Annotated in this window: 10 protein-coding genes; all 10 read right to left on the bottom strand. The window is 47.1% G+C overall.

Features of this window, described 5'->3' with window-relative positions:
- Nucleotides 1-28 precede the first annotated feature (28 nt).
- The 10 genes from argF to H509_RS0104210 all read right to left on the bottom strand — a co-directional run bounded on the left by argF (nucleotide 29) and on the right by H509_RS0104210 (nucleotide 12,662).
- Nucleotides 29-976 (bottom strand): ornithine carbamoyltransferase, encoded by a 948-nt coding sequence (gene argF, locus H509_RS0104255; RefSeq protein WP_084159068.1) that lies wholly within the window; start codon nucleotides 974-976, stop codon nucleotides 29-31.
- Between the two features lie 254 nt (nucleotides 977-1,230).
- Nucleotides 1,231-2,436, bottom strand: coding sequence for an acetylornithine transaminase (locus H509_RS0104250; protein WP_036696055.1), 1,206 nt, complete (start codon nucleotides 2,434-2,436; stop codon nucleotides 1,231-1,233).
- Nucleotides 2,437-2,547: 111 nt separating this feature from the next.
- On the bottom strand, nucleotides 2,548-3,366 hold the full coding sequence (gene argB, locus H509_RS0104245; RefSeq protein WP_028543976.1) for an acetylglutamate kinase: 819 nt from the start codon (nucleotides 3,364-3,366) through the stop codon (nucleotides 2,548-2,550).
- A gap of 151 nt (nucleotides 3,367-3,517) precedes the next feature.
- Nucleotides 3,518-4,798, bottom strand: coding sequence for a bifunctional glutamate N-acetyltransferase/amino-acid acetyltransferase ArgJ (gene argJ / locus H509_RS0104240; RefSeq protein WP_084159067.1), 1,281 nt, complete (start codon nucleotides 4,796-4,798; stop codon nucleotides 3,518-3,520).
- A gap of 52 nt (nucleotides 4,799-4,850) precedes the next feature.
- Nucleotides 4,851-5,903 (bottom strand): N-acetyl-gamma-glutamyl-phosphate reductase, encoded by a 1,053-nt coding sequence (argC, locus tag H509_RS0104235; protein WP_028543974.1) that lies wholly within the window; start codon nucleotides 5,901-5,903, stop codon nucleotides 4,851-4,853.
- 388 nt (nucleotides 5,904-6,291) lie between these two features.
- Nucleotides 6,292-7,185, bottom strand: a complete 894-nt coding sequence (locus H509_RS0104230) for a YitT family protein (RefSeq protein WP_028543973.1) — start codon at nucleotides 7,183-7,185, stop codon at nucleotides 6,292-6,294.
- A gap of 284 nt (nucleotides 7,186-7,469) precedes the next feature.
- Nucleotides 7,470-8,586 (bottom strand): peptide chain release factor 2 gene (gene prfB / locus H509_RS0104225; RefSeq protein WP_157277434.1). Its coding sequence is split into 2 segments (ribosomal slippage): nucleotides 7,470-8,513 and nucleotides 8,515-8,586, totalling 1,116 coding nucleotides; the frame shifts between segments, so codons are not numbered across the junction.
- A gap of 188 nt (nucleotides 8,587-8,774) precedes the next feature.
- Nucleotides 8,775-11,276, bottom strand: coding sequence for a preprotein translocase subunit SecA (gene secA, locus H509_RS0104220; protein ID WP_028543971.1), 2,502 nt, complete (start codon nucleotides 11,274-11,276; stop codon nucleotides 8,775-8,777).
- A 317-nt stretch (nucleotides 11,277-11,593) separates the two neighbouring features.
- Complete coding sequence (gene hpf, locus H509_RS0104215) at nucleotides 11,594-12,133, bottom strand: ribosome hibernation-promoting factor, HPF/YfiA family (RefSeq protein ID WP_028543970.1); 540 nt, start codon at nucleotides 12,131-12,133, stop codon at nucleotides 11,594-11,596.
- Between the two features lie 331 nt (nucleotides 12,134-12,464).
- A complete protein-coding gene (locus H509_RS0104210; RefSeq protein ID WP_021257113.1) occupies nucleotides 12,465-12,662 on the bottom strand; it encodes a cold shock domain-containing protein in 198 nt (65 codons plus the stop codon).
- Nucleotides 12,663-12,710: the final 48 nt, after the last annotated feature.

Raw genomic sequence — 12,710 nt, 5'->3', positions numbered from 1 at the left:
ATGATGTCGTCATGTCCTCTTTACTCGTCTAATCACGCATTAGAGAAGCTAACACAGCTTTCTGTGCATGCAGACGATTTTCCGCCTGATCAAACACAATGGAATTGCTTCCATCAATAACACCCTCACTTACTTCCTCACCACGATGTGCAGGCAGACAGTGCATAAACAAATAGTCTGACTTTGCCCACTTCACAAGCTCCTCATCCACCTGAAAATCTCGGAACGCAAGTTCACGCTTCTGCTGCTCAGATTCAAAGCCCATGCTAGCCCATACGTCTGTATACACCACATCAGCGTCCGCTACTGCTTCACGAGGATCATTGGTTAAAGTAATCGTTGAACCATACAACTTGCCCTGCTCCTGCGCTTGTTTCACTACGTCAGCATCTGGCGCATAATTGTTAGGCGTAGCAACCGTAATATTTATACCGAACTTCGACGCTCCCATAATAAGCGAATGCGCCATATTGTTGCCGTCCCCGACATAAGCCACCTTTAATCCTTCTAGCTTGCCTTTTTTCTCGTAAATGGTCATATAATCAGCGAGCGCCTGACAAGGATGATTCAGATCCGATAATCCATTGATGACAGGTATCGTTGCTGCGCGTGCCAAGTCGATGACCGTGCGGTGCGCAAAGGTACGAATCATAATGCCGTCTACATAACGAGACAGCGTCTGCGCCGTGTCGTATATCGTCTCTCCACGTCCGATCTGAATGTCATTTTTGCTCAGAAATAAGGCAGTGCCGCCCAACTGAAACATACCAACTTCAAAAGACACACGTGTGCGGGTTGAAGACTTCTCAAAGATCATTGCAAGTGATTTCCCTCTTAATGCCTGCTCTGGATCTCCTGCTTTCTGCTTGCGCTTCAACTCAATTCCGTAATGCATAAGCGCGTATAATTCCTCTTGCGTATAATCTGCTAGCGCGACAAAGTCACGCCCTCTCATATCCAATTGTGTATTCGTCATGTAGACCGCCCCCTCCATGTTTGAATGTTTGCTCTATTGTTCAATGGACGCGTCCATTACGATTCGTATCGTCTTATCGATCAATTAACATGCAGCAGTCCCATTCGATAAATCAATAAACGACAAATAAATGAATAGATAAATAGATCATTAAATTAACGAATGGGCTACCGCATGTAATCCTGTAATAAGTCGTTAGAAGCTTCGCTCGCCAAAGCCCTGCTATTCAGGAGGCGAATGCTTGCTGCATCCGACTATGCGGTCACCGAAGCTGCCTGTAAAATAGGCTGAAGTATACGGATTGCTTCCTCAATCTCTTCTTTGGTGACAAGCAAGTTCGGCAGCAGACGAATGACGTTAGGTCCTGCCGACACAAACAGCAAGCCTGCTTGTTGAGCTTCTGCCAACATCCCTTGTACAGGAATGTTGCATTCAATACCGATCAACAGCCCCATACCACGAATCTCTTTGACAACTGGCAAGGAGCCAATTTTATCGTGCAGTTGCGCCATCAGATACGTTCCCGTATCAGCTACGCGAGCTGCTATTTGCTCGCTAATATGTGTTTCGAGCGTTCCGATTACAGCAGACATCGACAATGGTGTGCCACCAAAGGTGGAAGCGTGGCTTCCTGGTCCAAAGGCATCTCGCAAATATCCCTTTGCAAGCATTGCACCTACAGGGAAGCCGCTACCCAATCCTTTTGCCAACGTGAAGATGTCAGGCTGAAGGCCATAATGCTCGTGTGCGAACATCTTTCCTGTCCGCCCCATCCCTGTCTGCACTTCATCAATGATCAGCAGCAGACCAAGCTCCTTGCACAGCGCATCAACCGCTGCTGCAAATTCAGGCTGCAGCAAGTTAACTCCGCCCTCCGCTTGGACAATTTCCAGCATAATAGCCCCTGTCTGATCACTAATTGCGTCTCGAAGCGCTTCAATATCATTGAAAGGCGCATATTTAAAGCCCTCAGGCAATGGCGCATATCCATCCTTTACCTTATCCTGTCCAGTTGCCGTCAACGTTGCCAGTGTCCGACCATGAAACGATTGATGAAACGTAATAATCTCATATCGTCCAGTGCCGGCTATGTTTTGTTGATAACGACGAGCTAGCTTGATCGCCGCTTCATTGGCCTCTGCGCCGCTATTGCAAAAAAATACAGCATCCGCACAGCTATGCTTCACCAGCAATGCCGCAGCCTCTTCCTGCTGAGGAATATGAAACAAATTCGATACATGCCACAACGTATCCAGTTGTGCTACGATCTTGGCCTTTACTTGCGCGGGTACATGCCCAAGATTGGTTACAGCCAAACCGCTCATAAAGTCCAAATAACATTTTCCAGCGTCATCCCACAAACGGCTGCCCTCACCCTTGACCAAGGCGATCGGATAACGGGCATATGTCGGAAACAACGCACTTGTTTCGGCTGCTGAATCGTTTATTGAAGTTGACATTGTTATTCATCTCCATTCATCATCTATCATCGCTATACTTGGCGGTCTTACATCTTTTTAGCCTCACATCACGTACATCAGCTCTTGCGTTTGAAATGGATTCACTTCAACTCATCTTGGCGAGCTCGCCGTATGTACGGTTGCGCGTACTATTCGAGTACCAAGTGCTTCCCCCGCTGCAAGCCGCTTCAACACATTCGGCTCAGAACCTTGTGCAATCACAACCTCCGCTACACCACCGTCCAAACACTTCATTGCAGCTCTTACCTTTGGAATCATGCCTCCGTAAATGTCACCGCCTGCAATCATAGCTTCAATCTGTTCCGTTGACACTACAGGCAGAACGATCTTCTCTCCCTCTACAACCTTCATAATTCCAGGCACGTCTGTAATAACTAGCAGTCGCTCTACTCCCAAGTGAGCTGCTACTGCGCCTGCCGCCGTATCTGCGTTAATGTTGTAACGCTGACCCGCTCCATCTATGCCAATCGGAGCGATGACAGGCATATACCCCATGTTGAGCACACCTTCGATCAAATTGGCATCTATCCCAACAACATCTCCGACAAATCCAATCTCATCCGCTTGAGCCACAGGCTGCGCCGTAATGAGCTGTCCATCCGTCCCCGACAATCCGATAGCAGAGGCACCGACACGATGAAGCCGACGCACAATCTGTTTATTCATGCCGCCTGCGAGTACCATTTCAACGACGTCCAGCACTTCTTCGCTTGTCTTGCGAAGTCCGTTGACGAACTCCGTTTCGATACCAAGCTTTTGCAGCGTCTCCGAAATGGCCGGCCCGCCGCCGTGTACAATAATCGGCACCGTTCCTGCAAGCTGTATGTCCCGCAACTGCTCATAAAAAGCGTCCGGCAAATCAGCCAACGTGCTCCCACCGCATTTCATAACAAATCGTGTTGCATTCATCCGGTTCTCCTCCTACTCTAGTCAAGCTTTTCTTTTCAACAAAGGGATTCACTAGGGTAGACCCCGCTCGCTTCCACACGTCATCCATTCGAATTTAGTTTAATCCCACAAACTTGTGCGATCTCCTTTATATATATCAATTGCTTTTGCTCTAGGTCCGATAAGCTGCATTAATGCGCACATAATCGTAAGTCAGGTCACAGCCCCATGCTGTAGCTTTTCCTTCATCCATATGGAGGTTAACAGTGAAAACAATCGTTTCCTCCTTTAAATATTCAAGTGCTGCGTCTTCATCAAACTTCACTGGTGTAGATTCAAGCAACACCGGGATGGAACCCAAATAAATATCAACCGCATCCGTTCTTACCTGCTCACCTGAATAACCGACTGCGGCAATTACACGTCCCCAGTTCGCATCAGCGCCAAATACAGCAGATTTCACGAGGCTTGAGCCTACAACGGACTTGGCAATTTTCTTTGCCGCGTCATCAGAGGCGGCTCCCTTTATCCGTACCTCAATTAGCTTGGTCGCCCCTTCTCCGTCACGAGCGATTGCCTTCGCCAGCACCGTGCAAACGTATTGAAATGCGGCTTGAAACGCAGGCCACGCCTCGTGCTGCTCTGTTAACGCTTCATGAGCGGCATAGCCGCTTGCCATAGCGAGCAGCATATCATTAGTGCTTGTATCTCCGTCAACCGTAATCATGTTAAATGTATCGTTAGTGGTTTGCTTGAGCAGCTTGTGCAGCACTTCGGGCTCGATGTTCGCATCCGTTGTCACAAATCCAAGCATCGTTGCCATGTTCGGATGAATCATACCGGACCCTTTAGCTGTGCCAGCAATCGTAACCACTTCACCGTTTATTCGAAGTTGAACGCAAGCTTCCTTCTTGACGAGATCGGTCGTCAGTATAGCCTGACTGAACTGTTCAGCTCCGTCTCGCGCTGCTGTTAACAGATCCTTAATGGAGGCAATGCCCGTCTCCACACAATCCATTTTTAAGTTCTCGCCAATTACCCCTGTCGAGGCTACCGCTACATAATGAGGATCGACGCCAATCTGCTCAGCCATAGCACTGCGCATCCGGTAAGCATCCGCCTCGCCTTGCTTGCCCGTGCACGCATTGGCATTGCCGCTGTTTACAATGACTGCACGCAGCTTGCCTGTCTCAGCCAGGCTTGCGCGAGTAACTCCAAGCGGCGCAGCTTGGAAGGCATTCGTCGTGTACACTGCGGCTGCGGCAGCAGGCACATCACAGACGATGGCCCCAATGTCATTACGAGACGTCTTCTTTAAGCCGCAATGAAGCCCGCCCGCACGGAAACCTGCTGGAGTGGTCACTGAACCGTCAATAATTTGATACGGCAAACTGTCTATATCCTCTTCCAGTTCTGTAGTCAAATAACTGGACGTTGTAGTTTGAATCGTCATCAGGCATCCCTCGCCTTTCAATTTTAAATCAGACTCTATTAAAATGAGCTATTTATGGATATACTGGAGTAAAGTACAAGCCTGTCGTTTCATTCCAACCCATCAGCAAGTTCAAGTTCTGGATCGCTTGACCAGCTGCGCCTTTTACCACATTATCAATGACTGACACTATCGTCACACGTTGTGTCCGCTCGTCTACCGCAAAGCCGATGTCACAGAAATTAGAGCCGTACACTTCCTTAGTTGCAGGCCACTGGCCAGTAGGACGAACTCTTACAAACGAACGCCCCTCATACAGTTCACTATACAACTGGACAAAATCACAATTCGTATATCTACCATTCAGCTTGGCATACATCGTACACATAATGCCGCGTGTCATAGGTGTCAAATGCGGTGTAAAGGTAACCGTTACAGGCTTGCCGTAAATATTCGTCAGCACCTGCTCGATTTCTGGTGTATGCTGATGCGAATTTATTTTGTAAGCTTTAAAGTTCTCATTTATTTCGGAGTAGTGCACCGTTAGACTTGTGCCTCTACCTGCACCGGATATTCCTGATTTGGCATCGATGATAATCGAATCCGACTCTAGCCAATTGGCTTGCAGCGCCGGTGTCAAGCCGAGCAATGCCGCTGTTGCATAACAGCCTGGATTGGAAATGAAGGATTTGCCGCGGACCTCTTCACCGTACCACTCGCACAGTCCGTATACCGCTTGCTCCAACGCATCAGCATCTACAGCCTCATGCTTATACCATTTCTCGTAATCCGCACTATTTTTAAGACGAAAGTCGCCCGACAAGTCAATGACTTTTAGGCCTGCTTGCAGCAGTTGGGGCACTAGCTTGGCACTTACGCCTGTAGGTGTTGCTGTAAAGACAACATCTGCCTTCTGCCTCATAAGTTCTATATCAACGCCATCCAACGTATTACACATGATCTGATTCAAATGCGGATAACCATCTGCTAAAGCCGTTCCAGAGCTTGAGGCCGATATGACAGACGTGATCTCCACGAAGGGATGATGCAGCAGAAAGCGTATTAATTCGACGCCGCCATACCCGGTTGATCCAACAATAGCAACCTTTAAACGTGCTTGTGACATGTAACCTAATCTCCTTCACGATCAAATAAAAGACTAATATCCACTAACGTCCGCTCCATCTATAGGCAACCGTTACCTGATGAATAAATATGTATCATTATACGACTCTATTTATAATAATACAACACCTTTACTAAAAAAATATCCGCACTACTGCTTTATAAAAAGCAGCAATGCGGATATTCGTCGTGTGTTACCATTATTCATAATTTTATGCATAAGCTTGTATAACCAAATTGCATAAGCGGTGTTAGTACCACCCCACACAGCGTTTTAAGGGCTGAGAGATGATGGTGGGAAGCCGTTCATGTTAAAGGTGTAACGTTGCAAAATAGTAAGCTCCAAGCCCATCATAGCCGATATCGTCTATATTCAACTTGTTAACTCGTTAAGAATGAATTTTGAATCCCTCACCTAGCACTTCGTTCGTATCACTAATAATTACAAAAGCATGAGAGTCCACTGCCCGGACGATGTTTTTAAGTTTAACAATCTCGGTTTGCCCAACTACGACCATTAACACGAGACGACTGTCGCCCGTATATCCACCTTCACCATGAAGCTTAGTGAGACCACGATCCAGATCATTCAGCACGGCTTCACACATCTCCTCCGTCTTCTCCGTAATAATAAAGGCGACTTTTGTATAACCAAATCCGATCTGCACAACGTCTAATGTTTTACTCATAACAAACAAACCAATTAGGGCATACATCGCATCTTCAAATGATAACAGCACACCGGCAAGCAAGATGACGATGCCATCACAGATCGCAACAGCCAATGGAAGGCCAATCCCAAGAAATGTATGAATCAATTGAGCGGTAATGGCATTACCACCTGTAGAGCCTCTGCCCCGAAAGACGATGCCAAGTCCAAGTCCAATACCGATACCGCCAAATATAGCAGCAAGCAGTGGATTATGCGTACCAGCAGGAAGGCCAGACGTAAGGTATACAAAGGATGGCAGCGCAATAGAACCAACTAATGTGCGGACGCCGTATCGTTTGCCTAATAGCACAACTCCCAGTATAAATAACGGTATATTAAATGCATATTGGGTAATCGCAGGTCGCCAGCCCAGCACGTCCTTCAAAACGATAGAAAGACCCGAAATCCCCCCGGAAGCAATTTTGTTTGGAAGCTGAAGCATGTTAAACGTAATCGCCATAATAAAGGCACCAAGCAGTATGAGGGCATATTCCAGCACAGTTCGTGCCGGATGGCTAGCTGGCAGCAACGGGCCGCGCCGCGGCTTTTTGGTAAGGGATGGGGATGACATATAATCTCTCCTTTTCAGTTCTCACTCACATCAGTATGGTTATATATTAGGAAAATAGTTTTGCAAAATAACATATCTGAACACGTCACTCTTTCTCCCTCTATAAATAAGGGCTGCGCAGTCAGCTGATCGTGCTCCTGTTGATACGCGGGTAAAGTTCCCGCAGCTGCCCCTTAGTATACGCAATGCCTGCATGCACATACTCTGTTCAGGCACAGCGTTCAAGTACAGCAAAAAACCTGCCCCGACAACGTCGGCGCAGGTTCATCATTCAATCCCCATATTTATTGTTCTGCAGGTTGTTGAATGCGCGATCTTAAGTACGATTCAATGAACTCATCGAGGTCCCCGTCCATGACGGCACCGACGTTGCCGGTTTCCACCGACGTGCGGTGGTCTTTGACCATACTATATGGATGGAATACGTAGGAACGAATCTGACTGCCCCATGCGATTTCCATCTGCTCACCACGAATTTCCGCCAAATGCTTGGCTTGTTCTTCAATCTTCTTCTCTACGAGCTTGGATCGAAGCAACGTCATCGCCCGTTCACGGTTTTTGATCTGGGAGCGCTCTGTTTGACACGTCACAACTACTCCACTTGGGAGATGGGTAATCCGGACGGCGGAATCCGTCGTATTAATATGCTGACCACCCGCACCGCTCGCACGGTACGTATCAATCTTCAAGTCCTCCGTTCTGATCTCAACAGCGCTGTCGTCATTAATCTCCGGTACGACATCACAAGATACAAATGAAGTATGCCGGCGGCCAGATGAGTCAAAAGGCGAGATGCGCACTAAGCGGTGCACGCCCTTCTCTGCCTTAAGATAACCATAGGCGTTATAGCCCTTAATTAATAAGGTAACACTCTTAATGCCCGCTTCATCACCTGGTAAATAGTCAAGTACTTCAACCTTAAAGCCGCGCTTCTCAGCCCATCGTGTATACATACGCAGCAGCATCTGGCCCCAGTCTTGAGATTCCGTACCACCAGCTCCCGGGTGCAGCTCCAAAATTGCATTATATTTATCGTATTCTTCACTAAGGAGCAGTTGGAGTTCAAACTTCTCTACCTTGGCAAACAATTGCTTAATACTTTCCTCTATTTCACTGACCAGACTCTCATCGTCCTCTTCCTCTGCCAGTTCCATCATCATTTCGATATCTTCTTGCTCTTGAAACAGAACTTGATACTGATCTACACTGCCTTTAACAGCATTCATTTCAGATATGAACGCCTGAGCACGCTCATTATCATCCCAGAAGTCCGGCGCAGCCATCTTCACTTCAAAATCTGCAATGAGTTCGAGCTTAAGGTCTAAGTCAAAGAGACCCCCTAAGATTTAATAATTTAGCTGCGAGCTCACGCAGCTGATGTCGAACGCTTGCATCGATCATCGTCAGTCACCTCTATTATCCATGATGATTAGCCTTTACCCGAGATGACCGATTCCTCTGGCTGTACCGGATAAAGGCGAATAGCACTGAACAACGGGCGCCGATACGGGCGCCCGTTGCTCTATCGTATGCACGGCACACGCACTATGCGTTGACACGTGCCTAGAGCACGTGTACGGACGCAATTACTACTTGCCGTGGCATTGCTTATACTTCTTGCCGCTGCCGCATGGACAAGGATCGTTACGGCCGATCGTGTCGTCCTTCGTCACCGGACGTTTCACAGCAGGCTCTGCGTTAGTCGACATCTTGCTCTCCTCGACAACTGCCTGACGCTCCACGTTTTGTTCCACTTGCGCTTTCATGATGTAAGTGGATACCTCTTCCTGAATAGATGCGATCATGCTGTTAAACATCTCATATCCTTCGAATTGGTATTCACGCAGCGGATCAGTACCACCGTAAGCACGAAGGTGAATACCTTGGCGAAGGTGATCCATCGCATCGATATGATCCATCCACTTGGAGTCTACAGCACGCAATACGATAACTTTCTCGAATTCGCGCACGAGCTCTTCGCCCATCGCTTGCTCGCGTTCAATATATTTATCCATTACTTTGTTAAATAAGAACTCTTTAAGCTCTTCTTGCTCTTTACCCCACAGATCATCTCTTGTCAGCGAACCCTCTTCTAGGAAGTGACGGTGCATATAAGTAAGAACCTCTTCATATTCCCAGTTCTCTGGCACTTCTTCTTCGCTGCAATGAGCATCTACAACCCGGTCAATACAAGGCTTCAGCATATCCATAACGATTTGGCGGATGTTATCAGACTCCAACACCTCGCGACGCTGGCGATAAATAATCTCGCGCTGTTGATTCATCACGTCGTCATATTGAAGAACGACTTTACGCAAATCAAAGTTGTTGCCCTCAACACGTTTCTGAGCCGATTCTACTGCACGTGTGATCAGCTTGGATTCGATTGGAGAATCCTCATCAAATCCAAGGCGCTCCATCATGCCCAGCACGTTGTCAGCTCCGAAACGGCGCATCAATTCATCTTCCAGTGATAAATAGAACTGGGAGGACCCTGGGTCGCCCTGACGGCCTGCACGACCGCGGAGCTGGTTATCAATACGGCGGCTCTCATGGCGCTCCGTACCGATAATATGAAGACCACCTACTGAAGGCACGCCTTCTCCAAGCAGAATGTCCGTACCACGGCCCGCCATGTTGGTAGCGATCGTGACGGAGCCTGGTTGGCCTGCACGCGAAATAATTTCTGCTTCCTCCGCGTGGAACTTGGCATTAAGCACTTTATGTTGGATGCCTTTCTTGTGCAGCATATCCGAAAGGCGCTCTGAATTCTCAATAGATACTGTACCTACAAGAATCGGCTGATTGTTCTTGTGACGCTCTACGATCTCTTCGACCGCAGCGCGGAACTTGCCATTTACCGTCTTATAAACGACGTCCGGCATATCTTTACGCTGATTCGGCTTGTTGGTCGGAATTTGCAGCACTTCAAGACCATAAATGCTCTTGAACTCTTCTTCCTCAGTCTTAGCTGTACCGGTCATACCAGCCAGCTTGCGATACATACGGAAGTAGTTCTGGAAAGTGATCGTTGCGAGAGTCATACTCTCGTTCTGAACTTCCAATCCTTCCTTCGCTTCGATGGCCTGATGCAAACCATCGCTATAACGACGGCCAGCCATCATGCGGCCTGTAAATTCGTCGACGATTACAACTTCACCGTCATTAACGACATAATCTACGTCTAATCGCATAATAATATGCGCACGCAAAGCTTGCTGAATATGATGGTTCAGCGTAACGTTCTTAACGTCAAACAAATTCTCTACGTTAAATGCCTTCTCGGCCTTCGCCACACCCGCTTCGGACAAGGCTACTTGGCGAGTCTTCACGTCTACCGTGTAGTCCTCTTCGCTCAAACGGCTAATAAAGCGGTCTGCGGAAAAGTACATATCAGTTGATTTAGCGGCTTGACCGGAAATAATTAACGGCGTACGCGCTTCGTCAACGAGAATGGAGTCCACTTCATCGATAATTGCATAAGACAGGGGGCGTTGTACCATTTGTTCTTTATATAGAACCATGTTGTCACGCAAATAATCAAAACCAAACTCATTGTTTGTACCATATGTGATGTCTGCCGCATAAGCTTCTTGCTTCATGTCTGGGTCCATGCCATTCAAGTTCAGACCAACAGTCATACCCAAGAAATTGTAGATTTGCCCCATCTCTTCACTGTCACGTGTCGCCAAATAATCATTGACTGTCACCACGTGAACACCTTTGCCTGCAAGCGCATTTAAATAGACCGACAGGGTTCCAACAAGCGTCTTACCTTCCCCGGTCTTCATCTCTGCAATCTTGCCTTCGTGAAGCACCATACCCCCAAGCAACTGAACATCATAATGACGCTTTCCAAGCACACGCTTTGATGTTTCGCGCACAGTCGCAAATGCTTCTGGCAGCAATTGTTCCAGCGTATCGCCCTTCTCCAGACGAGCACGGAATTCATCCGTCTTGGCGCGAAGCTGTTCATCCGAAAGCTTCTCGAAATCCGGCTCCATGCCGTTGATAACCTCTACTGTTTTCATTAAACGCTTCACTTCGCGTTCGTTGGTATCACCGAAAATTTTCTTTACAAGTCCTAGCATGGTTAACCCCTTTCATGCAAATCAGATCATTTATGGTCTATAGCCACATCTTGCTCGTGCGGTCTTCAGAAAAGAACCTGTCCGTTGACTCGTTTTGCAATAAATTGTAACAGTTTCAAAGAGGAGTCGCAACCGTTATGGTCACTATCCTCCGTATATACAGCTATCTATACTCTATTATACGTTAAAAGAGCCTATTCCGTTGTGGAAATAGGCTCAGTTCATTACTGGTATGATATGCAGGCTCTGTTAGAGGTTAACTAATAAGGAAACATCTTGTTCCTATTATCCTCGTTCAGCAGCAGGCTGCATTGTGCTTAGCCCTGTTCAATGAGTCCATATCGTCCGTCATCCCGACGATAGACAACATTGACTTCTTTCGTGTCCGCATTCGAGAATACGAAGAAGCTGTGTCCAATCATATTCATCTGGAGGATCGCTTCTTCCACATCCATTGGCTTCAACGTAAAGCGCTTGGTCCGCACCAGCTCAAGCATGTCCTCTTCCTCATGAGCTACTGACGGCTCTTCTCTGAATAACAGATTCAAGCTATCGTCACGCTGACGGAACTTGCGGTTCACCTTGGTCTTATGCTTGCGGATCTGACGTTCTAACTTATCGACGACCGCATCAATCGATGCATACATGTCCTTGCTGCGGTGCTCCGCTCGCAAGAGCAAGCCTGGCATTGGAATCGTGACTTCTACGTTATGCAAATCGCGGGTTACACTTAAAGTTACACTTACGTCAGAAGCGGGTGCTTCAAAATAGCGTTCAAGTCGGCTGAGTTTCTTCTCCACATATTCGCGAAGAGCTTCGGTTACTTCAATCTGTTGACCTCGAATGCTGTAATTCATAGTGCACTCCTCCTTTGCTTACCTTCATTATAACATAGGCAAAGGGTCGAATTCAAAATAACGTTTACAATTCATCGACACTTGCGTACACATTATTACCTATATAATGTACTTTTGAAACGAAGTCGAAAGTGTTAAAAAATGACTGGTTGTAAACTACGCTGTAACATACGCAATACAGCTCACATAGACTGTATACTGTACATGCGTCAGCGCATTTTAGAATCGCTTTAGCTTTAAGCAGATTCAAACACTAAAAAAACCCTCTGACGAATCAGAGGGTTTAAATTAGCTAATCGAATCATATATAATTCGGCAATCGCCGTTATAATTACAATTTGATTACGTTAGCTGCTTGTGGACCGCGTGCGCCTTCCACGATATCGAATTCTACAGATTGGCCTTCTTCCAAAGTCTTGAAGCCATCAGTTTGGATAGCGGAGAAGTGAACGAATACGTCGTTTCCTTCTGCAGTTTCGATAAAGCCGTAACCTTTCTCTGCGTTAAACCATTTCACTTTACCTTGCATCTTAAAATCATCCCTTCATCTTCAAATCCGTAGGTAAATGTACCCTAC

This window comes from Paenibacillus taiwanensis DSM 18679, assembly GCF_000425125.1.
Lineage (GTDB): Bacteria > Bacillota > Bacilli > Paenibacillales > Paenibacillaceae > Paenibacillus_B > Paenibacillus_B taiwanensis.
The sequence above is the reverse complement of the archived record's forward strand: the minus strand, read 5'-3'. Positions and strand labels throughout refer to the sequence as shown.

What these genes read in the sequence shown, in the direction of transcription:
- hpf (WP_028543970.1), bottom strand. Translation starts at nt 12,133, where the DNA reads ATGAATTACAGCATTCGAGGTCAACAGATTGAAGTAACCGAAGCTCTT.
- H509_RS0104250 (WP_036696055.1), bottom strand. Translation starts at nt 2,436, where the DNA reads ATGTCAACTTCAATAAACGATTCAGCAGCCGAAACAAGTGCGTTGTTT.
- H509_RS0104230 (WP_028543973.1), bottom strand. Translation starts at nt 7,185, where the DNA reads ATGTCATCCCCATCCCTTACCAAAAAGCCGCGGCGCGGCCCGTTGCTG.
- H509_RS0104210 (WP_021257113.1), bottom strand. Translation starts at nt 12,662, where the DNA reads ATGCAAGGTAAAGTGAAATGGTTTAACGCAGAGAAAGGTTACGGCTTT.
- secA (WP_028543971.1), bottom strand. Translation starts at nt 11,276, where the DNA reads ATGCTAGGACTTGTAAAGAAAATTTTCGGTGATACCAACGAACGCGAA.
- argC (WP_028543974.1), bottom strand. Translation starts at nt 5,903, where the DNA reads ATGTCACAAGCACGTTTAAAGGTTGCTATTGTTGGATCAACCGGGTAT.
- argJ (WP_084159067.1), bottom strand. Translation starts at nt 4,798, where the DNA reads ATGACGATTCAAACTACAACGTCCAGTTATTTGACTACAGAACTGGAA.
- argF (WP_084159068.1), bottom strand. Translation starts at nt 976, where the DNA reads ATGACGAATACACAATTGGATATGAGAGGGCGTGACTTTGTCGCGCTA.
- argB (WP_028543976.1), bottom strand. Translation starts at nt 3,366, where the DNA reads ATGAATGCAACACGATTTGTTATGAAATGCGGTGGGAGCACGTTGGCT.